Source organism: Citrobacter braakii (assembly GCF_009648935.1).
Taxonomy (GTDB): domain Bacteria; phylum Pseudomonadota; class Gammaproteobacteria; order Enterobacterales; family Enterobacteriaceae; genus Citrobacter; species Citrobacter braakii.
The window spans coordinates 3,555,132-3,582,111 of the sequence record NZ_CP045771.1; the positions used below are offsets into that span (position 1 = coordinate 3,555,132).

Annotated in this window: 24 protein-coding genes and 1 pseudogene; 16 read left to right on the plus strand and 9 right to left on the minus strand. The window is 51.2% G+C overall.

Features of this window, described 5'->3' with window-relative positions; genetic code table 11:
- Positions 1-26: 26 nt before the first annotated feature.
- The gene (locus GFC06_RS16620; protein ID WP_046276347.1) at positions 27-1,196 is read right to left on the minus strand and encodes an MFS transporter; all 1,170 of its coding nucleotides are present in this window, start codon (positions 1,194-1,196) and stop codon (positions 27-29) included.
- 176 nt (positions 1,197-1,372) lie between these two features.
- Positions 1,373-1,462, minus strand: coding sequence for a cytochrome bd-I accessory subunit CydH (gene cydH, locus GFC06_RS16625; protein ID WP_003029209.1), 90 nt, complete (start codon positions 1,460-1,462; stop codon positions 1,373-1,375).
- A gap of 297 nt (positions 1,463-1,759) precedes the next feature.
- Between cydH and purR the strand changes: the two genes are divergently transcribed.
- Positions 1,760-2,785, plus strand: a complete 1,026-nt coding sequence (gene purR / locus GFC06_RS16630; RefSeq protein WP_003832757.1) for an HTH-type transcriptional repressor PurR — start codon at positions 1,760-1,762, stop codon at positions 2,783-2,785.
- On the opposite strand, the gene punR is transcribed toward purR, so the two are convergent.
- On the minus strand, positions 2,782-3,714 hold the full coding sequence (gene punR / locus GFC06_RS16635; protein WP_049281608.1) for a DNA-binding transcriptional activator PunR: 933 nt from the start codon (positions 3,712-3,714) through the stop codon (positions 2,782-2,784). The genes purR and punR overlap by 4 nt on opposite strands.
- Before the next feature lie 113 nt (positions 3,715-3,827).
- On the opposite strand from punR, the gene punC reads away from it, so the two are divergent.
- Together punC and cfa are read left to right on the plus strand one after the other, a co-directional pair.
- On the plus strand, positions 3,828-5,033 hold the full coding sequence (gene punC, locus GFC06_RS16640) for a purine nucleoside transporter PunC (protein WP_016156423.1): 1,206 nt from the start codon (positions 3,828-3,830) through the stop codon (positions 5,031-5,033).
- Between the two features lie 290 nt (positions 5,034-5,323).
- Positions 5,324-6,472 (plus strand): cyclopropane fatty acyl phospholipid synthase, encoded by a 1,149-nt coding sequence (gene cfa / locus GFC06_RS16645; RefSeq protein ID WP_016152983.1) that lies wholly within the window; start codon positions 5,324-5,326, stop codon positions 6,470-6,472.
- 41 nt (positions 6,473-6,513) lie between these two features.
- Here cfa and GFC06_RS16650 read toward each other — a convergent pair whose 3' ends face one another.
- Positions 6,514-7,161 carry a riboflavin synthase gene (locus tag GFC06_RS16650; protein WP_016152982.1) on the minus strand — a complete coding sequence of 216 codons (648 nt, stop codon included), beginning with the start codon at positions 7,159-7,161 and terminating at the stop codon, positions 6,514-6,516.
- 217 nt (positions 7,162-7,378) lie between these two features.
- Here GFC06_RS16650 and mdtK point away from each other — a divergent pair, with 217 nt between their 5' ends.
- A complete protein-coding gene (gene mdtK, locus GFC06_RS16655) occupies positions 7,379-8,752 on the plus strand; it encodes a multidrug efflux MATE transporter MdtK (protein WP_016152981.1) in 1,374 nt (457 codons plus the stop codon).
- A gap of 38 nt (positions 8,753-8,790) precedes the next feature.
- Here mdtK and GFC06_RS16660 read toward each other — a convergent pair whose 3' ends face one another.
- Entirely contained in the window at positions 8,791-9,489 is a 699-nt protein-coding gene (locus tag GFC06_RS16660; RefSeq protein ID WP_153690391.1) for an RluA family pseudouridine synthase, read from the minus strand.
- Positions 9,490-9,622: 133 nt separating this feature from the next.
- Here GFC06_RS16660 and GFC06_RS16665 point away from each other — a divergent pair, with 133 nt between their 5' ends.
- The 7 genes from GFC06_RS16665 (at position 9,623) to GFC06_RS16695 (ending at position 16,144) form a co-directional block, all read left to right on the plus strand.
- Positions 9,623-10,414: a PhzF family phenazine biosynthesis protein gene (locus GFC06_RS16665; RefSeq protein ID WP_153690392.1), complete on the plus strand. Its 792-nt coding sequence runs from the start codon at positions 9,623-9,625 to the stop codon at positions 10,412-10,414.
- A 36-nt stretch (positions 10,415-10,450) separates the two neighbouring features.
- Positions 10,451-10,759 (plus strand): monooxygenase, encoded by a 309-nt coding sequence (locus GFC06_RS16670; protein WP_153690393.1) that lies wholly within the window; start codon positions 10,451-10,453, stop codon positions 10,757-10,759.
- A 245-nt stretch (positions 10,760-11,004) separates the two neighbouring features.
- Positions 11,005-11,400 (plus strand): RidA family protein, encoded by a 396-nt coding sequence (locus GFC06_RS16675; RefSeq protein ID WP_019076721.1) that lies wholly within the window; start codon positions 11,005-11,007, stop codon positions 11,398-11,400.
- A gap of 27 nt (positions 11,401-11,427) precedes the next feature.
- Entirely contained in the window at positions 11,428-12,396 is a 969-nt protein-coding gene (locus tag GFC06_RS16680; protein WP_049281612.1) for a threo-3-hydroxy-L-aspartate ammonia-lyase, read from the plus strand.
- Positions 12,397-12,520: 124 nt separating this feature from the next.
- Positions 12,521-13,162 (plus strand): helix-turn-helix transcriptional regulator, encoded by a 642-nt coding sequence (locus GFC06_RS16685; protein ID WP_016152975.1) that lies wholly within the window; start codon positions 12,521-12,523, stop codon positions 13,160-13,162.
- Between the two features lie 541 nt (positions 13,163-13,703).
- Positions 13,704-14,198, plus strand: a complete 495-nt coding sequence (locus GFC06_RS16690; RefSeq protein WP_016152974.1) for a molybdopterin-dependent oxidoreductase — start codon at positions 13,704-13,706, stop codon at positions 14,196-14,198.
- Between the two features lie 17 nt (positions 14,199-14,215).
- Positions 14,216-16,144, plus strand: a complete 1,929-nt coding sequence (locus GFC06_RS16695) for a putative bifunctional diguanylate cyclase/phosphodiesterase (protein WP_153690394.1) — start codon at positions 14,216-14,218, stop codon at positions 16,142-16,144.
- Positions 16,145-16,299: 155 nt separating this feature from the next.
- Here the strand turns inward: GFC06_RS16695 and GFC06_RS16700 are convergent, their stop codons facing one another.
- Positions 16,300-17,259 (minus strand): YbgA family protein, encoded by a 960-nt coding sequence (locus tag GFC06_RS16700; RefSeq protein WP_153690395.1) that lies wholly within the window; start codon positions 17,257-17,259, stop codon positions 16,300-16,302.
- 202 nt (positions 17,260-17,461) lie between these two features.
- Between GFC06_RS16700 and GFC06_RS16705 the strand changes: the two genes are divergently transcribed.
- The 5 genes from GFC06_RS16705 to GFC06_RS16720 all read left to right on the plus strand — a co-directional run bounded on the left by GFC06_RS16705 (position 17,462) and on the right by GFC06_RS16720 (position 23,252).
- The gene (locus GFC06_RS16705) at positions 17,462-18,571 is read left to right on the plus strand and encodes an AI-2E family transporter (protein ID WP_016156415.1); all 1,110 of its coding nucleotides are present in this window, start codon (positions 17,462-17,464) and stop codon (positions 18,569-18,571) included.
- A gap of 119 nt (positions 18,572-18,690) precedes the next feature.
- Entirely contained in the window at positions 18,691-20,475 is a 1,785-nt protein-coding gene (locus GFC06_RS16710) for a diguanylate cyclase (protein ID WP_153690396.1), read from the plus strand.
- Between the two features lie 218 nt (positions 20,476-20,693).
- Complete coding sequence (trpS, locus tag GFC06_RS16715) at positions 20,694-21,698, plus strand: tryptophan--tRNA ligase (RefSeq protein WP_153690397.1); 1,005 nt, start codon at positions 20,694-20,696, stop codon at positions 21,696-21,698.
- Positions 21,699-22,047: 349 nt separating this feature from the next.
- Positions 22,048-22,209 carry a hypothetical protein gene (locus GFC06_RS23260; protein ID WP_181012492.1) on the plus strand — a complete coding sequence of 54 codons (162 nt, stop codon included), beginning with the start codon at positions 22,048-22,050 and terminating at the stop codon, positions 22,207-22,209.
- A gap of 290 nt (positions 22,210-22,499) precedes the next feature.
- Complete coding sequence (locus GFC06_RS16720) at positions 22,500-23,252, plus strand: SDR family oxidoreductase (RefSeq protein ID WP_153690398.1); 753 nt, start codon at positions 22,500-22,502, stop codon at positions 23,250-23,252.
- 129 nt (positions 23,253-23,381) lie between these two features.
- On the opposite strand, the pseudogene GFC06_RS16725 reads toward GFC06_RS16720, so the two are convergent.
- The 3 genes and pseudogenes from GFC06_RS16725 to GFC06_RS16735 form a co-directional block, all read right to left on the minus strand.
- Positions 23,382-23,696, minus strand: a pseudogene (locus GFC06_RS16725) (IS3 family transposase); the annotation flags it as partial.
- 226 nt (positions 23,697-23,922) lie between these two features.
- Positions 23,923-25,434: a glycoside hydrolase family 43 protein gene (locus GFC06_RS16730; RefSeq protein ID WP_153690399.1), complete on the minus strand. Its 1,512-nt coding sequence runs from the start codon at positions 25,432-25,434 to the stop codon at positions 23,923-23,925.
- A gap of 5 nt (positions 25,435-25,439) precedes the next feature.
- The gene (locus GFC06_RS16735) at positions 25,440-26,867 is read right to left on the minus strand and encodes a glycoside-pentoside-hexuronide (GPH):cation symporter (RefSeq protein ID WP_047500561.1); all 1,428 of its coding nucleotides are present in this window, start codon (positions 26,865-26,867) and stop codon (positions 25,440-25,442) included.
- Positions 26,868-26,980 lie beyond the last annotated feature (113 nt).

The window sequence follows — 26,980 nt, forward strand, 5'->3', positions numbered from 1 at the left end:
AAGGAGAACCCTTCTGCGTTTTAGCATTAATTCGCGGTAGTGAAAGCCTCTTCAGGCTGTTTGCGCGCCGAGATAAAGACCAGCAGCAGCGCAAGCCCCGCCACAATTGCCCCCATCACCGGAACAAAGCTGTAGCCCAACCCACCGGAAATCACCGCCCCACCGGCTGCGGCACCCAGAGCATTCCCCAGATTAAACGCGCCAATGTTGACTGACGATGATAATCCAGGCGCTTCGCTGGCAACACGCATCACGCGCATCTGCAACGGCGGAACGACCGCAAACGTCGCTGCCCCCCAGACCACCATACTAACTGCCGCACCCAGCTCATTACGCGCCAGGAAAGGAATGGCCAGCATAATAACCATCAGCAGCAGTAAAAAGCCTTTCAGCGTACCGTTGACGGAACGGTCAGCCAGTTTGCCACCAAGATAGTTACCGATTGAGAAGCCAACGCCAATCAGCACCAGCATACCGGTCACAAACGCCGGTGTGGCATGGGTGATCGTATGTAACACTGGTGAGATATAGGTATAAAGCGTGAACATCGCCCCGGCTCCCAGAACGGTCGTCAGCAGCGCCGACAGCACCTGCGGACGCATAAGTACCGCCAGTTCGCTACGGACATCCGGGCGCTCTCCCGCCCCACCTTTGGGTAATGAGAAGAACAGGCTGACCATGGCGATGACGCCCAGACCCGCCGTTGCCATAAACGACATACGCCAACCGATGGTTTCACCAAGCCAGGTCGCCGCAGGAACACCGCCGATATTGGCAATGGTCAACCCCATAAACATGGTTGCCACGGCGCTGGCCTGCTTATGTTTGGGTACTACGCTTGCAGCGACAACGGAGCCAAGACCAAAAAATGCCCCATGGTTCAGACTGGTCAAAATACGCGATAACATCAGGGTGGTGTAATCCGGCGAAATAGCCGAAAGCACGTTGCCCAGCGTGAAAATCGCCATCAGGAATATCAACGCATTACGTCGCGCACGATGGGACAGCAGTAATGTCATCAGCGGAGCACCCACCATCACCCCAACCGCATACGCGCTGATTAACATTCCGGCCGCGGGAATCGAGACATCCACACCTTTGGCAATGACGGGCAATAATCCCATTGGCGAAAATTCAGTGGTGCCAATGCCAAACGCGCCGATCGCCAGCGCCAGTAAAGGATAATTGAGTTTCATATTTCGACTCCGTAACGTCGAGCCGGGGCGCGACATAAAATAAGAGTCAAAAGCATGACATTGATCGCAAAATTAATAAAGTTAACAAAATTGCAAAAGACTTTTGCTTATTCGCAAACAATCGACGGGAAAGGCAAGCGGAAAGGATGAGGGAGAGCGAACTCCCTCGGGGGAAATCAATGCAGCGCTGCGGTCAGGCCACCCGCGACGATCAAACCCAGAACAATAATGGTAGTCACTAACGAAAATTTCAGATCGGTGCTCATCAAGTTTTCTCCTTTTTATTCCCACACAAAAAGTGATATTGCGCATTTTTACACACTTGAAAGCAAAAATCTCTCACGATTTATATTGATAACTGCTTTTAACTCTTCCCCTTTTCGTTAAGATCAGACAAAATTCCACGCTTACTTGATTAGCGTACCGGCCATTGACCCCTTCCTGACGTTCCGTGTCGTTTTCCCGGCGTGCCGCAACCCTTACGTTGCGCTAAGGGTGTGTTAAGGCAAACGTTTACCTGGAGTATTCTCAGGAGCTTAGGATATGGTCTGGAGTGAGATGTAATGGCAACAATTAAAGATGTAGCGAAGCGAGCAAACGTTTCCACTACAACCGTATCACACGTAATTAACAAGACGCGCTTTGTCGCGGAAGAAACGCGTAATGCTGTCTGGGCGGCGATCAAAGAGCTGCACTATTCTCCGAGCGCCGTGGCGCGCAGCCTGAAGGTGAATCACACCAAGTCTATTGGCTTGCTGGCCACCAGCAGCGAAGCGGCCTATTTCGCTGAAATTATCGAAGCCGTTGAGAAAAACTGTTTCCAGAAAGGCTATACCCTGATTCTGGGTAACGCATGGAACAGTCTCGAAAAACAGCAGGCTTATCTGTCAATGATGGCGCAAAAGCGCGTTGATGGTCTGCTGGTGATGTGTTCTGAGTATCCGGAGTCGCTGCTTTCGATGCTCGAAGAGTACCGCCATATTCCGATGGTCGTCATGGACTGGGGCGAAGCTAAAGCCGACTTTACCGATACGGTCATTGATAACGCCTTCGAAGGCGGTTACATGGCGGGTCGGTATCTGGTAGAACGCGGTCATCGTGAGATTGGCGTGATCCCAGGCCCAATGGAGCGTAATACCGGAGCCGGGCGTCTGGCAGGCTTTATGAAAGCGATGGAAGAAGCGCTGATTAAAGTTCCTGAAAACTGGATTGTGCAGGGCGATTTTGAGCCTGAATCGGGCTATCGCGCCATGCAGCAAATTCTGTCACAGTCGCATCGTCCGACCGCCGTCTTCTGCGGTGGCGATATCATGGCGATGGGTGCGCTGTGCGCCGCTGACGAGATGGGACTGCGCGTACCGCAGGATGTCTCGCTCATCGGTTACGACAACGTGCGCAACGCCCGCTTCTTCACGCCGGCTCTGACGACCATTCACCAGCCTAAAGATTCACTGGGGGAAACGGCCTTCAACATGCTGTTAGACCGTATCGTGAATAAACGTGAAGAGTCGCAGTCTATCGAGGTTCATCCGCGCCTGGTAGAACGCCGTTCCGTTGCCGACGGCCCGTTCCGCGATTACCGTCGTTAAGACTGTGGTGCGGGAGCCTCATCGGGCTCCCGCAACCATTCCTTATTCAGCGTTTCACTATCCCCTAAATAGTCCAGCAGCCAGCTCAATGCCGGCGATGTATCGTTCTGTTGCCATGTCAGGCAACATGCGGCATCAGGAAATGGATTCTCCAGCTGTAGCGCGACCCATTTGCCGCTATCAATCCACGGTTTGGCAAAATGCGTCGGTACCATGCCCACGCACAGACCTGCAGATAAACAGGTAGCAGAAGATTCCCAGTCAGGCACCACAACGCGCTTTTGGTTATCCAGCAGCCAGGTAATACGCTTAGGAAGCGTACGCGACGTGTCTTCACGCACCAGCGACGGCCAGTTGCGCAACGTATCGTCGCTTAGCGGTCCGGGCATTGACGCCAACGGATGATGGCTTGCCACCACGCAGCTCCAGCTCAGCATTCCCATGTCGCGGAAGGTATAGCGTCCCCCCACCGGAATCGCCTGCGTGGCGCCGATTGCCAGCTCAACGCGCCCATCGGACAGCGCATCCCAGACACCGTTAAACACCTCCTGGAAAACCAGCAGTTCGACATCATCAAAATGACGATAGAAATCCACGATCATCTGTCGGGTACGATCCGGGCGGACAATGTTATCTACCGCGATCGCCAACTGCCCGCGCCAGCCGTTGGCAATTTGCTGACATTGCTGGCGGGTGATCTGCATTTTTTTGATAACAGAGCGGCCTTCTTTGAGAAACCATGCACCGGCAGGCGTCAATTCCACATCCCGATGGCGTCGCTCAAAAAGCGGCACCGCCAGCCACTCTTCCAGTTGACGCACGGTGTAGCTTACCGCCGAGGGTACGCGGTGCAACTCCTGCGCGGCCGAACTAAAGCTACCGTTACGCGCAACCGCATCCACAACTTCAAGTGAATATTCCGACCACATATTCTGCCCACAAAAAATTTGAAATCAGTAAGCAAATATTAGCGTTTCACAGCAAGAATTACACTCACTACACTCAGCGGCATTGTTCTACTGCTAAAAAAAGAGAAATGATGATGCAACCTGGGAAAGGATTTTTAGTCTGGCTGGCGGGTCTTAGCGTACTCGGCTTTCTGGCAACGGATATGTATCTGCCCGCCTTCGCCGCAATTCAGTCCGATCTGCAGACACCTGCATCTGCCGTCAGCGCCAGCCTTAGCTTATTCTTAGCGGGTTTTGCCGTCGCGCAACTTCTGTGGGGGCCGCTCTCTGACCATTATGGCCGCAAGCCAGTTTTGCTTCTGGGTTTATCCATCTTCGCGCTGGGCAGTTTGGGCATGCTGTGGGTTGAAAATGCCACCGGTCTGCTGGTACTGCGCTTTGTTCAGGCCGTTGGCGTTTGTGCGGCATCGGTTATCTGGCAGGCGCTGGTCACCGATTATTATCCTTCACAAAAAGTAAACCGCATCTTTGCCACCATTATGCCATTGGTCGGGTTATCCCCGGCATTAGCGCCGTTATTAGGCAGTTGGATCCTGGTACATTTTTCCTGGCAGGCCATTTTCGCCACCCTGTTTGCCATTACTCTAATCCTGATGCTTCCGGCTCTGCGCTTAAAACCAACAGCTAAAGCACGCGACGACAGCCAGGATAAACTGACTTTCGCTACCCTGTTGCGCTCAAAAGTTTACCGCGGAAACGTGCTGATTTATGCCGCCTGCTCCGCGAGCTTCTTCGCGTGGCTGACGGGTTCCCCGTTCATCCTCAGCGAAATGGGCTACAGTCCGGCGGTGATTGGCCTGAGCTATGTTCCACAAACCATCGCTTTCTTAATTGGTGGTTACGGCTGCCGCGCTGCGCTGCAAAAATGGCAGGGCCGTCAGTTGCTGCCCTGGTTACTCATTCTGTATGCCTTTAGCGTAGTGGCCACCTGGGCAACCGGCTTTATTCACCATGTTGCGCTGGCTGAAATCCTCATCCCATTCTGCGTTATGGCGATTGCCAATGGAGCAATCTACCCTATTGTTGTGGCTCAGGCGTTACGTCCTTTCCCACAGGCTACGGGACGCGCAGCGGCATTGCAGAACACACTGCAACTGGGTTTATGCTTCCTGGCAAGCCTTGTGGTTTCCTGGTTGATCGCCACCCCGCTGCTCACCACCACCAGCGTGATGCTGACAACGGTGCTGCTGGCGGCCGCGGGTTACAAAATGCAATCGCAGAAGGCTAACGCCCCGCACACAGATGATCGGGCGCAAATTGCCCACGGTGAGTCTCACTAGTAATCACCCTTGATAATTGATTAGCCTGCTAATATTTATTGGTTGAATCGTCAAAAATTCAGGCCTATACTGATTTCCAGTTGTTAAAAAAACGATAATTGTTATGTGTTAACGGGGACAAGAACGTTCCCGTTTTCCCATGGATGGTCTTTTCGGCAAGGGTTCCTCCCTTCCTCTGTTCTACGTCGGATTATAGATTCGCGGATTAATTCCGTGAGAGTTCTCACAAAGCCCAAAAAAGCGTCTACGCTATTTTAAGGTTCTGATCACCGACCAGTGATGGAGAAGCTATGAGTTCATCGTGTATAGAAGACGTCAGCGTACCGGATGATGACTGGTACCGCATCACCAATGAATTATTAAGCCGTGCAGGTATTACCATTAATGGTCCGGCACCGGCAGATATTCGCGTAACGAACCCCGATTTTTTCAAACGCGTACTGCAGGAAGGATCGTTAGGGTTGGGCGAAAGTTATATGGATGGCTGGTGGGAATGCGACCGGCTGGACATGTTTTTTTGTAAAGTCCTGCGCGCCGGTCTTGAAAACCAACTCCCCCGCCACTTTAAAGATACGCTCCGTATCGCCACGGCTCGCCTGTTCAATTTACAGACCAAAAAACGTGCGTGGGTCGTCGGCAAAGAACACTACGATTTGGGCAACGATCTCTTTACCCGCATGCTGGACCCTTATATGCAGTATTCCTGCGCCTACTGGAAAGATGCCGATACCCTGGAATCTGCCCAACAGGCGAAGCTAAAAATGATTGCCGAAAAACTGCAGTTGAAGCCAGGCATGCGGGTGCTCGATATTGGCTGCGGCTGGGGCGGCTTATCCCAGTTTATGGCGTCACAATATGGCGTTAGCGTGGTGGGCGTGACCGTTTCGGCAGAACAGCAGAAAATGGCGCAGGCGCGTTGTGCGGGGCTGGATGTCACAATTTTGCTGCAGGATTATCGCGACCTGAACGACAAATTTGATCGCATTGTCTCCGTTGGCATGTTTGAGCATGTGGGGCCGAAGAACTACGCGACTTATTTTGAAGTGGTTGATCGTAATTTAAAACCCGACGGTCTCTTTTTGCTGCATAGCATCGGCTCCAAAAAGACCGACAATAACGTTGATCCGTGGATCAATAAATATATCTTCCCGAACGGCTGTTTACCGTCAGTTCGCCAGATTGCCAACGCCAGCGAGCCGCATTTTGTGATGGAAGACTGGCATAATTTTGGCGCGGATTACGATACAACGTTGATGGCCTGGCACGAGCGTTTCATGAGATCCTGGCCTGAAATCGCCGATAACTATACCGAACGCTTTAAACGGATGTTCAGCTATTACCTGAACGCCTGCGCCGGTGCGTTTCGTGCTCGCGACATCCAGCTGTGGCAGGTGGTTTTTTCCCGCGGCGTTGAACACGGCCTGCGCGTTCCCCGCTAATCGTTATCACCCCCGTGCCAACGGGGGTTTTACACTCTGGCTTAGGCTCCCGCCTCACCCGTTACGTTACTGATGGCGCTTTCACGCGCCGCCAGTACGCGCTCAACGGTATCAACCACCGCCTGGGTTTGAGGATCGATTTCGATATTGACCCGCGCGCCTAACTTTTTCTTACCCAGCGTCGTACGTTCCAGCGTTTCCGGGATCAAATGCACACAGAAACGCGTCGGTGTCACCTCACCGACCGTCAGACTGATGCCATCAATTCCGATAAATCCTTTGTACAAGATGTATTTCATCAGCGACGGATCCTGAACTTTAAACCACACCTGGCGGTTGTTCTCCGAGGTCAGAATTTTCGACACTTCGGCGGTCGTCATAATATGGCCCGACATTAAATGTCCGCCAATTTCATCACTGAATTTTGCCGCTCTCTCAACGTTGACCAAATCCCCAACCTTCAGGTCACCCAGATTGGTGATACGCAGCGTTTCTTTCATCAGATCAAAGCTTATCTGGTTACCGTTGATTTCGGTTACCGTCAGGCAGCACCCATTGTGGGCAACCGATGCGCCGGTCTCCAGCGCATCCAACATATATTCAGGTAACTCCACAACATGCGTACGAAAATTTGGTTTTTCATCAATGGACACAAGTTTCGCGGTGCCCTGCACAATACCCGTAAACATACTTCTAACTCCTGAACTGAATTAAGACATCTCTGCACAGCACAATAGCAGGTGGAAATTCAGGTTGCCAGCAATGCGCCGCTACTGCCTGTTTTTTCACTGGAGAATTACGTATTCCTCGCTACAATAGACTGAAATTTCCCCTGCTTTTTCTCCTTGCTGCCATATAAGGCGGCTTTTTTAGTCTCTCAAATAACAACAATATAGTGGTGTACACGTGCAAAAGTATGTAAGTGAAGCGCGTCAGTTATTAGCTCTGGCAATTCCAGTGATTCTTGCGCAAATCGCTCAAACCGCAATGGGATTCGTTGATACCGTCATGGCGGGCGGATACAGCGCCACGGACATGGCGGCCGTCGCCATTGGCACATCTATTTGGTTGCCGGCCATTTTGTTTGGTCACGGACTGCTGCTGGCCTTGACGCCAGTGATTGCGCAACTCAATGGTTCAGGGCGCCGCGATCGTATCGCCCATCAAATACGCCAGGGTTTCTGGCTGGCGGGCAGCGTCTCCATTCTGATTATGATCGTGCTCTGGAACGCGGGATACATTATTCGCTCCATGCATAATATCGACCCGGCGCTGGCAGATAAAGCCGTCGGCTACCTGCGCGCGTTGCTGTGGGGCGCGCCGGGGTATTTGTTCTTCCAGGTAGCCCGTAACCAGTGTGAAGGTCTGGCCAAAACCAAACCGGCGATGGTGATGGGGTTTCTCGGCCTGCTGGTGAACATTCCTGTTAACTATGTTTTCATTTATGGGCATTTTGGCATGCCGGAACTTGGCGGCGTGGGCTGCGGCGTGGCAACGGCGGCGGTTTACTGGGTGATGTTTATCGCCATGCTGTCATACGTTAAACGCGCACGCTCGATGCGTGATATCCGTAATGAGCGTGGTTTCCAGAAACCGGACACCGCCGTAATGAAGCGTCTGGTACAGCTGGGTTTACCTATCGCGCTGGCGTTATTTTTCGAAGTGACGCTGTTTGCTGTGGTGGCGCTGCTGGTTTCCCCGCTGGGGATTGTCGACGTGGCCGGACACCAGATCGCGCTCAACTTCAGCTCGTTAATGTTCGTCCTGCCGATGTCTCTGGCTGCAGCCGTCACCATTCGAGTCGGTTATCGTCTGGGCCAGGGTTCCACGCTGGATGCGCAAACCGCAGCCAGAACAGGTCTGGGCGTCGGCGTCTGCATGGCGGTTGTGACGGCGATTTTCACCGTAACATTCCGTGAGCACATTGCCCTGCTCTACAACAATAACCCGGAAGTTGTCGCTCTGGCAGCGCAGCTCATGTTACTGGCCGCGGTGTATCAAATATCGGACTCTATCCAGGTTATTGGCAGCGGTATCCTACGTGGTTATAAAGATACGCGTTCCATTTTCTTTATTACCTTTACGGCATACTGGGTACTGGGTCTGCCGAGCGGTTATATTCTGGCGCTGACCGATCTGGTGGTTGACCGGATGGGACCGGCAGGATTCTGGATGGGCTTTATTATCGGCCTGACCTCTGCGGCAGTGTTGATGATGTTGCGGATGCGTTTTCTTCAGCGCCAGCCGTCAGCGGTTATTTTACAACGCGCCGCACGATAATCCCCAAATAGCCGCCATCTGGCGGCTTTTTTATATTCTCAAAACGGGCTGGCGTTTTGGGTCGTCATCCATTCCTGACTGACCGGATGCCTGAAATGCAGTTCACTGGCATGCAGCATCAGTCTCGACGTCCGTTCGGTGCCTGGCAGCAGACGCCCACCATATAAATCGCACCCCAAAATGGGATGCCCCAACTGCTGACAGTGGATCCGCAACTGGTGGGTACGCCCGGTTTCAGGTGTCAGCCGTACCCGCGTCAAAGCGAGTAACGCCCCATCTTGCTGGCGATGATGAAAACGCTCAATAACCTGATAGCGCGAGCGCGCGGGTTTACCGTTAATGGCGCAAATCGACATCAGTGGAAACAGCGCCGGGTCTTTGGCAATCGCTGCATCTATAACGCCTTCATCGTTTTTCAGATGCCCGCACAACAACGCACTATACACCTTGCTTACCGCGCGCTGACTGAACTGCTGGCAAAGCGCGGCGTTGATAGCCTTGTTACGGGCAATCACCATCAGCCCTGACGTCCCAAAATCAAGCCGATGTACCAGCGTACAGCCGGGGTAAATCTGTACCAGCCGGTGATGTACCGAATCGAGATTCTGCGGGTTTTTCCCCGACAAACTAAGCAGTCCGGTGGGTTTATTGATAAGCACCAGATGCTCGTCCTGATAGAGGATCGCTATCTCCTCATGACAAGGCGGGGCAATAAAGGTATCGAGGATCGTAGACATGAGCGGCCAGGATGAAGTGTGGAAACGGATGATAGCGAATTTTTACCACACTAGCGAATCAGGGCGCTTAACCAATGACAATCATTGCATGATAGAGTGTGGGATATCCTGAGTGCGATGAGAGGGTTACACCGTGCAACAAATCGATTTCTACATGGTAGATGCCTTTACCACTACGACGTTTGGCGGTAATGCCGCAGCAGTATGCCCGCTCGATGACTGGTTGCCCGATGAAATATTATTAAAAATGTCGCAGCAGCATAACCAGTCGGAAACCGCTTTTTTTGTCGCCAATGAGAATGGCTTCGAGCTGCGTTGGTTTACCACGCAAGGCGAAATTAATCTGTGTGGGCATGCCACGCTTGCCGCCGCACATGTCATCTTTGAACATCTGGATTACCCGGAAGCGACCATCCATTTTGCCACCCGTTTTGTGGGTCCACTGACGGTCACGCGCAGCGGTGATTGGCTGACGCTTGATTTTCCTGCCTGGCAAAGCGAACCTGCCGAACCGCCCGCCTTACTGCTGGAAACATTGGGCATCACCGAATATAAAGAAGTGCGCGTCGCGCGCGATTACATGGTCGTGATGGAGAATCAACAGCAGGTTGAGGCTGTGCGCCCGAATATCCACGCCATGATTCCCCTCGGGAAAATGGTATGTATCACCGCGCCGGGTGACGGGGAATACGATTTCGTCAGCCGTTTCTTCTGCCCGGGTGAAGCAGTCGCAGAAGACCCGGTCACCGGTTCGACGCATAGCATGCTGATTCCTTACTGGGCTGCAAAACTGAATAAACCGCAGATGCTGGCGCGCCAGGTCTCTGAACGCGGCGGCGATTTACGCTGCCAACTGACAGGAACGCGTGTTTATATTGGTGGACAAGCAGTAACTTATCTGACGGGTAAGGTGCTGTTACGCTAGCAGCCTTACCCGAATTAACCAATCCATGGAGGATTTATGGCGAACAAACTCGTGCAGATACACTTTGATTTTCCTGGTCCGTTTGGCGCTGAGATGTCACATCAGCTTGTTGAACTGGCCGAATCCATCAACCAGGAGCCGGGTTTCATCTGGAAAATCTGGACCGAGAACGCAGCAAACCACGAAGCGGGTGGCATCTACCTGTTTCAGGATGAAAACAGCGCTCTGGCCTATATCAAAAAACACACGGCTCGCCTGAAGCACCTGGGTGTGGAAGACGTGACGTGCAAAATCTTCGATATCAATGAACCGTTAAGTAAGATTAACCACGGCCATATCGGCTAATTTTTGGCTTTAACGCCCCGCCCCGGGGCGCTTCTTCACTCCCCTGCTTTACCCTCATCAAAAGCGTTCCCCCTCTTTCACCGCGCCAGGATAGCTATATAACGTGGGTCACGTTTGCCATAGTTCACAAAATCATCATCTGTGAAAACTATCACTAGCCGAACGCGGTATGAAAGCGTATAAAATAATACAAACAGTATTATTTTATACAAAATGAATTACCACTAACTACAGGAGATTCTCTTATGTCCGTGGACATTACATTGAACTCATCTGCAGGAGGTTTTCCGCCTGCAGGTCATTACTCACACAGTACAACGGCTGGCGGATTCGTCTTCATTTCTGGTCAGTTGCCGGTCACAAGTGATGGCGAAAAAAAAACCGAGGCCTCTTTTGAAGAACAGACGCGGCTGGTACTGCAGAATATTGATGCCTGCCTGGCTGGCGCAGGGGTTTCTCGACAGCACCTGGTGTCAGTACGCGTCTATGTAACAGATATCAACCAATGGCCAACGTTTAACAAAATCTATGGGGAGTGGATCGGTGATTTCCGGCCCTCCCGCGCGGTAGCGGGCGTTGCAGAACTTCATTATGGTTTCGCGCTGGAAGTTGAAGCTATAGCCCTGGCCCCACAAGCATGACGTTTAACGACATACAGGTGAACAACAATGACTGAGATGACACTGCCTGATTATAACGATGTTGCCGCCGCGGCAGAGCGCATCGCCGACTATGCCAACAAAACGCCGGTGATGACCTCCCGAACGGTTAATGACGAATTTGGTGCTGAAGTTTTCTTCAAGTGCGAAAACTTCCAGAGAATGGGCGCGTTTAAATTTCGCGGAGCCATGAATGCGTTACGCCAGTTCACGCCAGAACAACGCGCTGCGGGCGTCGTCACCTTTTCGTCCGGCAACCATGCGCAGGCCATTGCCCTGTCGGCAAAATTGTTGGGGATCCCGGCGACGATTATCATGCCGCATGATGCCCCGGCGGCTAAAGTTGCAGCCACAAAAGGTTATGGTGGAAATGTGGTGATTTACGATCGCTATACCGAAGATCGTGAAAAAATCGGACGGGAGCTGGCAGAGAAACAAGGATTGACGCTGATCCCGCCATACGACCATCCGCACGTGATTGCGGGCCAGGGTACCGCCACAAAAGAGCTGATTGAAGAAGTGGGTCAGCTAGACGTTCTTTTCGTGTGTCTGGGCGGTGGCGGCCTGCTTTCGGGCTCCTCACTGGCAGCCAGACATCTGTCACCTGACTGCATCATCTATGGTGTCGAGCCGGAGGCAGGAAACGATGGTCAACAATCGTTTCGCAGCGGAAAGATTGTTCATATCGATACGCCGAAAACCATTGCTGACGGTGCTCAGACCCAACATCTCGGGAATATTACGTTTCCGATTATCCAGCAAAATGTGCACGATATTCTGACTGTCTCAGACGATGAATTAGTCGCCTCGATGAAATTTATCGCTGAGCGAATGAAAATTGTCGTGGAGCCGACTGGCTGTCTGGGTTTTGCCGCCGCCAGAGCGCGCAAAGCTGAACTTCGCGGCAAAAAAATCGGCATTATCATCAGCGGCGGGAACGTGGATATCAGCCGCTACAGTGAATTCCTTGCCGGGTAATCAAGAAGGTATCTGCCATGCGGATACCTTATTACCGTCTGAACACTCGCGTCTGGAAAAGCGAACCCTGCTCACTGTAAACTGCCCGCAATTATGGCAACAGGCATCACCGCAGGAGACTGGCATGCCAAAAACCGATAACAACTCACTTCTCAGCCAAATTGACACTATCGCCAGGGGCTTGAGCGAGACCTTCTCTCCGTTTTGCGAAGTGGTGGTTCATGATCTCAAAAATCCTGAACATGCCATTTTATCCATCCATAATAACCTGTCCGGGCGAGAACCCGGCCAACCGGCAACAGAACTGGGTCTGGCGCGAATCGCATCGCCTGAATTTCCCAGCATTATTGCCAACTACAGCAACCAGTTTGCCGATGGCCGCCCGGTGAAAAGTACCTCCATCGGCATCAAGGATGACGAAGGCAAATACGTAGCAGCACTCTGTCTGAACGTGGATATGACGCTGTTTCGTGGCATGCAGAGTGCCCTTGCGCGTTTTACTGAAACCGCGGACTCCCCCATTAAGGAACATATCGATCCCGGCAGTAACGAAGTCATCCGCCAGCGTATCGATGACTTTGCCGCTAAATGCGCAACGACGGCCCGCGCCCTGAAACCTGAAGACCGTAAACGACTGATTCAACAATTACGCAAAGACGGTTTGCTGAACGTACGAAAATCTATGGACACAGTGGCGCAGCATCTGGGCGTCTCCAGAGCAACCGCGTATCTGTATGCCCGCCAGTCGGCTCAGGCTGGCGAATAAACCCGGTTATGCGGCGCTCAGCAAGGTATATCCGCCTGGCTCAGGCAGCAAGCCAGCGCGGCATATTCCCCCAATCGCGGTGCATCCAGCCATTGATAAGTTCATTAAGTTGCTGACGATCCCGTAGGTGATTTTGCATATTTTGAATTCCTGATAATTGACTATTTTTGAACGTCTGCTACGCCTGTGTAATCTAATCCCGGGAATAGGCAAAAGTTTGATTTATTCAACAAGGTTACCCGCCGATAAAACAACGATTCCCTGTCGCTGCACAAAAAAATAAACCTTTATGATCGTGTGATTTTTTAACAACCACAGAGTGAGTGTTTTTTGTACAGACACAACAAAAATCACCGTCCGTTAATAACAGACTTCGCCTGATTTAATAAATATTCATAACCATTAAGCATGACAACCCATTGATTTAAATGAATTAAAATACAAATGGCTTCACATCACCAATAATAGACAGGCGGAATATATAAATAGCGTGATATCTAAATTATAATTCTTTTACATCCGGCTGATTGGTGAGGTTAGAATGCGGTTAATAGTCATGTTGGTAAGCGTTGTGCTCTCCACCCAGCTTTGGGCGGGTGAACTTTCCAGGCCCACCGGTAAAGTTCTTTTAACGTTATCCGGTAATATTGAAAATACAAATGAAGACGGGAAAGCGGTTTTTGATACCGCCAGCCTTGAGAAGCTGGGCATGGTAAGTTTTCAGACCACCTCCCCCTGGTATAATGGACGTACGACCTTTACGGGTATTCCACTACAAAAACTCATGGATTATGTTGGAGCGAGCGGCTCCGTTGTAAAGGTTACTGCGCTTAATGACTACACCACCGTTATCCCTCTCAGTGATTTCAAAAAATACAATGCCATCCTTGCTTTAAAAATCAACGGAAAATATATGCGCATCCGTGATAAGGGCCCATTATTCATTGTGTACCCCTATGACAGCATGCCGGAACTAAATAATCAGATTTATTATTCAAGGTCTGCATGGCAGGTCAGTAGTATGGATATTGAGTAAGCGTTCAGAGGAACATCATGAACAGAATACTGGCTGGCATCATCTTTTTTCTTTTTATATCGACCGGATATATCTCTTTCCTCGTACATGAAAGGCAACAAGAGCTACAGAAACTGACTCACTACACCGATTCCTGGTCTGCCGCTCAGTTGGTATCACAATATTACCGATTTGAATCGTTGCTTGGTCTTTACACTATCGATGATACGATGAATCTTGATGATGTACGCATGCGTCTCGACATTATGCTCAGCCAGAGTGATTTGATAAAAGAAGGTGATTTGGGGCGCTACATAGAAAGCAATATTGCCCACCGTGAGCTAGCGGAAACACTTGAAAATATCCTTAGTTATCTGGATGATAATCTCGAAAAAATGAACCGTCCAGCACTCCAGGCGTATCTGAAAAAAATGCATACCCTGGATGCACAACTTGGCCGTCTTTCATCCGGCGCATTAAACAAAGATGTAAACTCGATTAATAACGCCAACCAAAAAATTCAAACGCTGTACTATATTTACTCAACGACATCTGTACTGCTAATAATACTGAGTGCGATTCTGGGTGTGCTCATTTTTTATCAAAACAGAAATATTCTGCGAGCGCACCTTCAGGTCAAGAGTCTTGCCGAAGAACTGCAAAAATCGAAGGAAAAGCTACAAATTCAGAATGCCAAACTGGAATATGACGTCTACCATGACTCGCTCACCGAGATGAATAACCGCCAGCTATTCTGGAGCGATTTAAATAAAACAATCGAAATGGCAGAGAAAAATAACGATGCTGTGACTGTGATGTTGTTTGATTTAGATCGATTCAAAGAGGTCAATGATACGTATGGTCATGATGCCGGTGATATGTTACTGCGCCAGATATCCGATCGTCTGATTTCGACAAGCCTTACGTCGGATACGCTGTATCGCTTAGGCGGGGATGAGTTTGCGTTTCTCTCAAGTGGCCTGACAGAAGGTCGGGCCGTGTCGCGAGCCCAGAAAATATGTGAGTTTATCAGCCAGCCCTACACCATTTACAACACAATTATCAACATAACTACCTGTGTTGGCATTGTTATCTCAGAAAATGAGCGTCGCTCCGACTATCTTTATAAATTTGCCGATCTGGCCCTTTATGAAGCCAAAAATGAAGGCTCTGGCAAAATAAAAGTCTTCCGGCAACGAATGTTAGAAAAATTGCAGGAAAGCAGAACGCTTGAGCATGATATGGCATTAGCAATAGTGAACAAAGAGTTCGTGGTGTATTACCAGCCTATTGTCGATTCTTTCAGTCAGAAAATATACAGCTATGAGGCGCTTATTCGTTGGGTCCATCCTCTCAAGGGCCTCCTGTCGCCGGATAGCTTTATTCCTGTTGCTGAAAAAACAGGGATGATTAATGAGATGGGGAAAGCGGTGCTGGAAATTGCCTGCAGGGAAGCCGCGGGTTGGGCGGTTCCGGCTAAAATTTCAGTCAATGTCTCCCCTGTCCAGCTAAGCAGCAAGGCCTTTGCAGGAATCGTGTTAACCATTCTGAAAGAAACTGGACTTCCACCTGACCGCCTCGAACTGGAAGTGACTGAATCCTCTCTCTTTACCGAGAGTGCTACACCGATAAATACGCTTAATAAGCTCCGGGCCCTGGGGGTAAAAATCTCCATCGATGATTTTGGTACCGGATACTCTTCTCTTTCGCGCCTCAGCAGACTGGCCTTCGATAAAATCAAAATAGACAAGTCCTTTGTGCATTCGATATCTACGCAGGAAGACGCCCTGACTATCATCAAACTGATCACGGGTATGGCGAAATCTCTCAATATGAAGGCTGTTGCAGAAGGTGTTGAAACGCAGGAGCAACTGGCAAGACTTCAGGCTCTGGGCTGCGATTTCGCGCAAGGATATCTGTTTGGCAAACCTCAGCCTTGTATCGATGAAGAAATCAGAAACGGTTAAATCGCGGCCGGCACATTTGCCCGTGGGTGCAGGGCCGCATTTTTATCATCGATTACACACCGTGAAAATTATCCCTGCTTAAACGCATCAGAAAACGGCAGGGATAACCTTCGCGAACAACGGATATTTCTGCCCCAGATTTACTCGCTATCAGGCTAATTAATCATTAACCGTAGGGCTAAATCCTTCGGATAAGGATCAAAATAGTTCTGGGTAAGCAAATAGCTGTCTGGGTATTCAGCAAGGTAGTGCTTGAGCAGAGTCAGTGGCGCCAATATTGGCAGCAGTCCGCCGCTATAGTTGAGGATAACGTCACGCAACTCTCCGCGCTGGCGGGTGTTCAACCGATCGCGGAAGTAGCCCTGAATATGCATCAGTACGTTGGTGTGATTTTTCCGTGAGGCGGGCTTTTTGAGGATCGCCATTAGCTTTTCGCGATATACCACGAAAAAAGCGTCCAAATCATCCCACTGATGGAGCGAGGCGACAAAAGGGCCAATATCCCGGTAACCCGCCTGGTGATGAGCCAAAAGCTGGAGCTTATAGCGGCTGTGGAAGTTGAGTAAACCGTGGCGAGTAAGACCAGAGGCTCGCAGCATATTAAGCTCATGTAACGCGAACACTCGCTCGACAAAGTTCTCCCTCAGCACCGGATCGTGCAAGCGGCCATCTTCTTCGACCGGCAACCACGGGTAGGTTTCCATTAAGGTGCCGGTAAACAGACCGGTTCCCTCTTTTCGCCCGCGATTTCCCTTTTCGTCATACAGCCTCACTCTATCCATTCCGCAGCTCGGTGATTTAGCACAGACGATAAAACCCGACAGACCGCCAAGCCCATTGATATATGAAGCGGTGAAATCGGACATTTTATCGGTTACATCCTCACCAGGCGCATGGCTAAAACACATGCGGATATTCCCCTGGGCGGTTTGAACCAAACGCAACGCGGGGCGTGGTACAGGCAAACCGATGGACATCTCCGGGCAGACAGGTTTAAAAGTCACCCACTGAGCCAGCTCGTCCATCACAAATCCCATCCGTTTATGCCCGCCGTCAAATCGCACGGCTGAGCCGGTTAAACATCCACTAATCCCGATGACAGGTTGAGTGTTCATAACGCCCCCTCTTTTTTGACGCCCATTTTCGGGAAGAAAAGTATGACTGTTTCACTAATAAATCATAGCGTACGTTATTTATCTGTCGCAGGCTCCCTACGAAAAACAGGTTAACCAATTTAAGTAAATATGCGCAGCGAAAGTTGGTAATTCCCCTGAACGGTTCTATAGTCGGGACTGCTTCTCATTACAGGGTTCACTAATGCGATTTAACGGACTGACTAAAGGTTTCTTCATTTTCATACTTGCCCTTGTGACCTGGGCGTTCTTCGATGTGTTGTCTCCCTATTTCTCTGCCATTTTGTGGGCCGCAATCTTAACCACCATCTTTAACCCGGTGAAAAACAGACTGCGCAGCGCGCTTGGCGAACGTAACGGGCTGGCGTCACTGCTCACCATCGGCATCATCTGTCTGATTGTTTTTATCCCACTGATGGTGATCTTCTCCTCGTTGGCTATTGAGCTGAACGTGGTGTATGCCAAATTACAACAAAACGACACTCAGTTCCCGGAAGTGGTCACCGCCATTATTTCGTATCTTCCTGACTGGGCCAGAGGATTCCTCGCAGAACATAATCTGGATAACGTCGCGCAGATCCAGAAAAAACTGTCCGACGTTGTACTGCAGGGTGGACAGTACCTCGCCGGCAGCGCGTTCCTGATTGGTAAGGGGACATTCGGCTTTGCTATTAGCTTTGGCATCATGTTGTATCTGCTGTTTTTCTTACTGAAGGACGGGCCGTACCTGGTGCGCCAGATTCTGGACTCATTACCGCTTTCTGATTTTGCCAAACAGCACCTGTTTGCCAAATTCGTCGGCGTGACGCGGGCAACGGTCAAGGGCACAGCGGTCGTGGCGTTGGTTCAGGGTATTCTTGGCGGCATCGCGTTTGCAATTGTCGACATCGACGGCAGCGTTCTGTGGGGCGCGCTGATGGCGTTTCTCTCCCTCGTGCCCGCGGTCGGCTCAGCGATCGTCTGGGTACCTGCGGCAATATTCCTCTTCGCCACGCACCAGCTTTGGCAAGGGCTGTTTATCGTTGGCTTCTTCGTGATTATCGTCGGGCTGGTGGACAATATCCTGCGCCCGCTGCTGGTGGGTAAAGACACCAAAATGCCGGATTATCTGATTCTGATTTCCACTCTCGGCGGAATGGAGATCTACGGCATTAACGGCTTTGTGATTGGCCCCCTGATTGCCGCACTGTTCATTACCTGCTGGAACCTGTTTTCCGGGCGCGATCATGAAGGTAACGTGGAAGGAATCGACGAAGCCTTTATGGAAGAAGGAAAAAATCCTCCAGATTTATGATGGCAGGACGATAACAGAAGGCGGTCCTGAGACCGCCTTTTTTATTTTCACGCAAAATCATACGTTTCCTATAATTTCAATCATGCTTATTCATTAATCGTCGCAGAAGGAACTAATCAGTGCGAATTGCCACAATCACCAACTGGGCCTACAGCGCGACGGTGTGTCTGACCATTGCCTCCGGCGTTGTCATGTTGATGGCCTCCAGCGCCGATAACATCGAACGCCAGGTGGTGGAGCAGCGTTATCAATTCGATCAACTGACCGAAGAAGTCGAGCTCGATGCCTGGTCGCTGTCCAGTCTGGCACGCGAATATGTTATTGCAAAAGACCCGGAAGCGCTTAACGCCTACCGCCAGAAAGAAGCGTCGCTGAAAGCCGTTGAACAGCGGCTGTCGAAACTAAAAGACATTGGGGCGACGGATGAAGAGCTGGCGCTATTGCATGAAGGGCTGCAGATTGTTGATACCCTGCAGGATGAGCAAGCTGCGGCGCTTGCCAGCGTCGCGCGCGGAGAAGAGTCGCAGGCCATCGCCCTGCTGTATGGCAAATCCTATGAACAGGAACTGGAGCGAGCCCAGGACCGGATAGATCATTTCCGTCAGTTACTCGACAGCCGCGTACGCAACACCATTGAAGATGCCACTCAGACATCGCGCACGCTACGTACGGCTTCGGAAGTGATGGTCGGGCTGACGGCGCTGCTATTTTTGTTCGTTCTCGGCTTTATTTTAAAACGCCGCGTACTGCGTCCCGTGGTGCGTTTGAGCGATGTAGTTAACCGTCTGGCGTCGCAGGATTACGCCGTTGAGACACCCAGCTTTAATCAGATCGATGAAATCGGCGATATGGCGCAGGCGATCCGCATTTTTCGCGAGAACGGCCTGGCACGTCAGCGACTGGAGAAAGAACGAGACGCCGACTGGGCAATCCGCGAGCTGCTCGCACGTATGACTCAACGTTTGCAAGGCTGCGAGAATTTTGCCGATGTCATTAATGTGGCAGAGCTGTTTGCGCCGAATGTTGCTCCCGGTATTGCCGGGCGGCTTTACATACTGGATCGAGAGCCCTGGCAAATGCGCTGCGTTGCGCAATGGCTTTCACCGCAGGGCAAAGCGGATGCTTTCCACCCGGACGAATGCTGGGCAGTGCGCCGTGGTCAGAGTCATCCACCGGTGCAAGGCGAACCCGATATCGCCTGCTACCATCTACCGGAATCATGCCAGCAGCATACCCTATGCGTGCCACTGATTGCCCAGGGTGAAGCCATCGGCCTGCTCTCATTCCAGAACCTCAGCAATGATTCCGCTCCCTCTCGCGCGTATCTGGAACTGATGGCGGAAGCACTCGGTCTGGCGTTAGCCAACCAGCGCCTGCGTGATGCGCTGCTGGAGAAAGCACTCTACGACCCGCTAACCGGCCTGCGCAACCGTCATCATCTGGAAGATACGCTGCGCACCCAGATGAGCCAGGCAGTGCGTAACAAAGAGCCAATCAGTTGCCTGATGATCGATATCGATCATTTCAAAAATATTAACGACCGCTTTGGCCATGAGGCGGGCGATAGCGTGATAAAAAGTATCGCCACCACTATTCAGCGCGTTGTCCATGACAGCGGCATGGCCTTCCGCTACGGCGGTGAAGAGTTTCTGGTGTTGCTGGCCAATACGGATGAGCAGGCCGCCAACCGCTTTGCGACAGATATTTATAATGGTGTACGCGAACTGTCGCTGCGCTTTGGACTCTCAGAGATTGGTCACGTTGATGTATCTATCGGCGTTGCCAGCTATCCGCAGCACGCCCAGAGCGACAATCTTCTGCGCGCCGCAGACGTGGCGCTGTATCGCGCGAAAGAGTTAGGCCGTTCGCGCATCGTGAGCTTTGGCATGCTGGAAGCGAGCTAAGATACGTCAGTACGCCGCGCATTGCTTTACCTCTGCGCCAGGCGGTGATATGTTGACTGGATGAACACAAAATACGATATCACCGCGTTTAATCACAACCTGTGGTGGCTGCCTTCTTAAAGGCGGTCAGAATGTGTTTTCCCCATTTTAAATAACCGCCGAAAGGCGGTTATTTGCATTTAAAGACCCCTTTCGGTTTTTTGATTAAGGAGTCTTACATGAACAACAAAACTATCATCCTCACTGGCGATCGTCCCACTGGCCCGCTGCATCTCGGCCACTATGTTGGCTCTCTGCGCCAGCGCGCCACGCTGCAACATGATTATCAGCAGTTTATATTGGTTGCTGACCTACAAGGGCTAACCGATAACGGCAGCACACCACAAAAGATCCGCAACAATATTCCCGAAGTGCTGGCTGATTACCTCGCCGCAGGAATCGACCCGTCACTCACCACCATTTGTCTGCAGTCGGCCCTGCCTGCCCTCGCTGAGCTGACCGCGCTTTATATGAACATCGTTACCGTGGCTCGCGTGGAGCGAAATCCTACGGTCAAAAACGAAATTGCGCAGAAAGGATTTGCCCGCTCGTTACCGGTTGGCTTTCTGGTTTATCCCATCAGCCAGGCTGCAGATATTACCGCCTTCAAAGCCGAGGTGGTTCCCGTCGGCGACGATCAGTTGCCCATGATCGAACAGACCAATGAGATCGTGCATAAGATGAATAGTCTGTTACCGACCTCTGTCTTGTCGCATTGTAACGCGCTACTGAGTGAGACCAGCCGTCTTCCAGGGATCGACGGTAATGCCAAAATGTCAAAATCGCTCGGCAATACACTACTCCTGTCCGCCAGCGAAGAGGCTATTCATCATGCGGTCAGCGCAATGTACACCGATCCCAATCATCTAAAAGTGTCCGATCCGGGGCAGATTGATGGCAATATGGTATTTACTTACCTCGATGCCTTTCATCCGGATAAAGCAAAAGTGGCGGAGATGAAAGCACATTATCAGCGCGGCGGGCTGGGTGACCGGACATGCAAAAACGAGCTGGAGATGTGCTTGCAGGAGCTTATCGCCCCGATGCGCGAGCGGCGGGCAACCTACATCCAGGATAAAGGTATGCTGATGGCGATGCTCAAAAAAGGAAGCGAAGAGGCGCACGAGGTCACGCAGCAGACATTAAAAGAAGTAAAGCAAGGACTGGGTTTGCCGGTGTTCTGAACTCGAAGCACTACAGGTTCGATAATTAAAGATAGCTCCCGACGAATGACAATCGCCGGGAGTGGCGCAGCCATGCGTTGACGCGTAAAGGTAACCACTGTCACAGAGGCTAATTAATTCGCTGTTTAATAATCTGCTCAATACGATATGTCGTTTTTTATGCAGTGTTATTTCTATCCTGCACCTTCAATTATTTCAACTAATCATTATGAATTACCCATTACATGTACGGGCTCGAAATCCTCACCTTGCCTGAGATATGATTATTTGTTAAATTAACCGCATTAGCGTTAAATATACTGAGCATTACACAGACGCTATTTATACAATAATGAATGATGGAGTTAAAATGAAGTATGCGTTTGCATTAATGTTGAGTATGGTATTATCAGGTTGTACCGCAAATGATTGGGTGGATGCTGCAAGTGGGATAATGCAGGCAAAAGACCAACAAGATAAAGACGCAAGAAACAATCGCATCAAAGAAGCCAACAGGGCTGCAGGCTACTGATATAAAAATGATTAGCACATCCCTCTTCTTGTCTTTATAAACAGAAGAGGAATGGTATTCTAAACAAATTTACTGACTAAATAGCACAATTAAAATTGGTGTATAGCGCATACATATCCTTGCAGAGAATATAATAACCTAACGCTCAGTCCGCTCCGCGCCAGATGCTGGCTTTGCAAGTCCCCTGTCCCTATTCCTCATGTAAAAATGGCACTAATTGAAAGATGCCAATCCACCTCCTCATGTATATCTATATCCACATAAAGTCATAAAGAAAAGGATGGATGAAGATGCTAAGAGGTAAAAGAGCTGTAATTACGGGTGGAGGTGGAGGATTTGGTCAGGCGCTGTGCGTGTGGCTGGCGCGAGAAGGCGTTGAGGTGGATTTTTGCGCGCGGCGTGCTGATGATATTCAAAAAACCTGCAGTATCATCGCGGCTGAAGGCGGGATTGCAAAAGGATATATCTGTGATTTAACCCAGCCTGAATCCCTTTCGCAGTTTTCTTCACAGTTGTTAACTTCAGACAAGCCCATCGATATTTTAATCCTCAATGCCGCCCAGTGGCTGTCAGGAACGTTAGACGATCAACCAGACGCAGAAATTATCAATACCATCAGTTCAGGCCTGACAGGTGCGATTCTACTGACTCATGCATTGTTGCCTGGATTAAGACGTTCAGAAAGCGCGGATGTCGTCTCAATAATATCTTCATGTGGGATTCCGAATTTTACGGATTCAATTGCGCATCCCGCTTTTTTTGCCAGCAAACACGGGCTTAGCGGATTCACAACTAAACTGTCACACCAGTTGTCCGAAGAAAATATACGTGTGACCGGGTTGTATCCACCGGATTTCGAACTTACAGGGTTAGATACGTTTGTTGATAGTCAATCCAGAATGGGGGAACGTTTATTAAATGGACGCTCAGTCTGGGAAACTATTCGTTTTGTACTCGCTCAACCGCGTAGTTGCCATATAGGTAGTATCTACTTTCAAGGTCCAACTCGCGAGAAACTGAGTGCCAGGGACGGCTCCTCGTAAAAACATTAACATCAGTAAGAAAAGGTTTGTCTCGCTCCATTTAGGTTAGAAAAGCGATCTCATCTTCTAAAATTTTCGCTCGATATGATGTGGTCAACTAAAACTGACCACCGCTTTAGAGTTTTTCCACTATCGGCTTTCCGATTCGTTTGGGGGTAACCCTCCGTTATAGTCATGCGCCCTTAGCGAGCTGTAATACCCGACGATATAGTCTGTGATCGCATGAGCAGCTTCGCTAAAGTTTACATAACTTGTCGCTGGCACCCACTCGTTTTTCAGACTCCGGAAGAAGCATTTCATCGGGCTGTTGTCCCAACCGTTTCCACATCGGCTGATACTCTGCCTGATCCGGCAACGCCACAGTAACTGCCGGAACTGCCTGCTTGTAGAGTGGCTACTCTGGTCACTGTAGAACATCGCTCCGACTGGTTTACCCATCGCGTCATGGTAGAAAAACCCACATCCATAGCACCGGCCAGCAGCATCCCGGCGACCCTGGCCGAAATGGTGGAGCAGATAACACCGTTGAACATGCCGGATGAGGTTTACCAATACACCGGTGTGCCAGATGCCGTCCTTTCCCCTGCTGCGAGAAGCCGGTTTTCAAGCTCAGCGTGGTGCTAGACTGGGGTTAATCAATACCCCGCGCCGTCGACGCGGGGATTACGCATTACGGGACGTTCACTGTAAAAGAGGAAAACAGACAGCTGCCCTCGCTTGCCTGGCCGTGCAGGTTTAGGGCCGCCAGCCCCAGTTTAGCACCCACCCATTTGCCTTTTCCGGCGGCAAAGGTGCGGGGACAACTCTGCCATTCTTCGCCGTCGCTCCGCCAGCTAAAACGGCAAATGCCGCCTGTACCCACTTCGACGCGCAACTGGCACTGTGAACCGGCAAGCAGGGTTATACACTCAGTCTCTTCCCGTACCTGACCGCTGTCGCTCATCCAGCCGCACACCCACAGCAAACGGCAGGCATTATCGCCGTGTTCAAGCAATAATGCCGCGTAGCGCTCGCCATACACGATCAGGCCGCCGGCATCTCCCGACCGTGCGGTATCAAGCTGCAATGCCGTTTGTGCGCTGAAGGTCCTGGCGGGGAATTTTTGCAGCAGCAGATTGGGCGACCAGTAAAGCGCCTCGCGCCGCACGGGCTGGAAGGTGAGATGAAGTCCACCACTACCCGCTTTACGCCACTGTGGCTGCGGGTTGGCCTGCCATTGCCACTGTAAACCGGGTACACCGTGGTGAAAGTCATCGCTGGTTTGTGGGCCACCGTGCTCAGCAGCGAGCAATCCCGAAGGAGACGGGCACTGAGATACTGGCTGTCCGACACCCGTCTCCCCGATCTGCTCGCCGATGCGCGGCCAGTCATCATCTCCCCAGAACATCGGTTGCAGATGAACGATGCGGCCATAGATATGGGCATCCTGGAAATGGACAAACCAGCATTCCCCCTGCTCGCCCTCTACCCAGCCCCCTTGATGCGGCCCGTTAACCGGCGTATCGCCCTGAAAAAGCACATTACGCGTCTGCCATGGGCCCTGCATGTTCCGGGCGCGCAACACGGTTTGCCAGCCTGACTCCACGCCTCCGGCTGGGGCGAAGATGTAATACCAGTCGTTGCGCTTATAGACCTTCGGGCCTTCCAGAGTCGGTAAATCGCAGGTTCCGTCATAGAGAATTTGCCCTTCGCCGGTGACCGATTTGCCGTCTGGCGTCATCGGCAGCAACTGTAACTTATGCTTGATGCCGCTGCGGCTGTGGGCGAAGGCATGCACCAGCCAGGCCTTGCCATCGTCGTCCCAGAATGGGCAGGGATCGATCCAGCCTTTGGCCGCTTTGACGCAATGCGGAGGCTGCCACTCCCCCCAGGGATCCTGCGTCCAGGACATAAAAATCCCTTCATCTGGGGTGCTGAAAAAGACCCACAGCTTCTCATCATGCCAGCGAATCGACGGCGCCCAGGCCCCCTTACCCGGCTGGACCTCCTCATAGCCAGGCAGCGGCAGCGTTTGCAGAACATGGTTGATGATTGTCCAGTTCACCAGATCCGTCGAGTGCAACAGCGGCAAGCCCGGCATGTGATTAAAGCTGGAGGCGACCATAAAAAAATCATTACCAACGCGAACGACGTCCGGGTCGGAATAATCGGCGCAGATAATCGGGTTGTGATACATCGTCATCCTCCTCAGGCTTTGTTCAGCGACACACACGTCACTTCTGGCGTGGCGTTATCAACAGGTGCTGCAGCCGTTTGTCGGGCCGACAGGTCGCGCTGGATAGTGGCCATGGTCTGGTCATCAAGTTTATAGAAGCGCGACAACCACCACAGAACCAGGTAGGACAGCGATGGCCCGAGTGTCAGCAGGCCAATAATGCCCATGGTCGCCATCGGCGTCTGTTCCGCCACGCCGGACTGATAACCGAAGATTCCCAGGGAGAAACCGACCAGCGCTCCGGCGACAGCCATTCCCATTTTGAGGGCAAACAGGTTGCCAGAATAGGACAGCCCGGTTATCCGGCGGCCAAATTTCCATTCACCGTAATCGGCGGCGTTGGCCATCATGTTCCACTTAAAGGGCTGGTACATCTGATGGAAGAAGCCGACCAGGAAATAGAGTGGGAACACCACCGCAAGCCAGGTTGGTGGAATAAAGAACATCACCACACCAACAGCAACCAGCAGCAGGTTGATATTTTTAAACAGCGACACGGCCCGGTAGCGTTTTGCCAGATACCCTGCTGCGATACTGCCAATAATGGTGCCGACGACGCTTGTGGAGACAAACGCGGATTTCATTGCCGTACCTGCAGCAGACGACACGCCATCCATCATCAGATAAGTGGCGTAGTAGAGCGTTGCGGCGCTGCGCATCACCCCAGCCATACTGGAAAAGAAGGTGATAATGGCGACAATCCGCCACTGATCGTTTGCCAGCAGCTGGCGAATATCTCCTTTCACATCTCCCTGATTTTCAACAATGGGGGCCACGCGCTCTTTGGTAGTGAAGAAACAGAACGCTAGCATTGCGATGGCGATAGCCCCCATGATGCCCATTGTCGCCTGGAAGCCAAATTGTTTATCGTCTTTGCCCAAATAATCGACCAGAAACAGCGTTGCGACCGAGACCATCAGCCCGGCCAGCGAGGAGATCGTAAAACGATAAGATTGCGCGGAGAGACGGTCTTTCTCGTCACGGGTAATCACCCCGCCGAGGGCGCAATACGGAATGTTGATAAAGGTATAACACAGCATCAGCAGAGTGTAGGTGATGTAGGCATACACAAGCTTGCCGGACGCACCAAATTCCGGAGTGGTGAAGGTCATCACCGCCAGCACCGCGTAAGGCACGGCGAACCAGATCAGCCACGGACGAAAATGTCCCCAGCGGGTTTTAACCCGGTCGGCCACAATCCCGGTCAGCGGGTCGGTAATGGCATCAAGCACACGCGTCACCAGAAACATTACGCCAACCGCAGCGGCAGAAAGTCCATAGATATCAGTGTAAAACCAGGTCAAAAACATGGTTACGGATGAATAAACAATCCCGCAGGCCGCATCCCCCATACCGTATCCTAACTTCTCGGCCACCGATAACTTATTGTCATGATTCACGATCAGTCCCCCCTGTATTAATGTGGATTTAACTGTATAAGCCCTTCCTTTTTGCGCGTATTGCTTTTTTTTGTTATGCGATTATGTAATTTGATAACTGAGAAAGTTGTCAC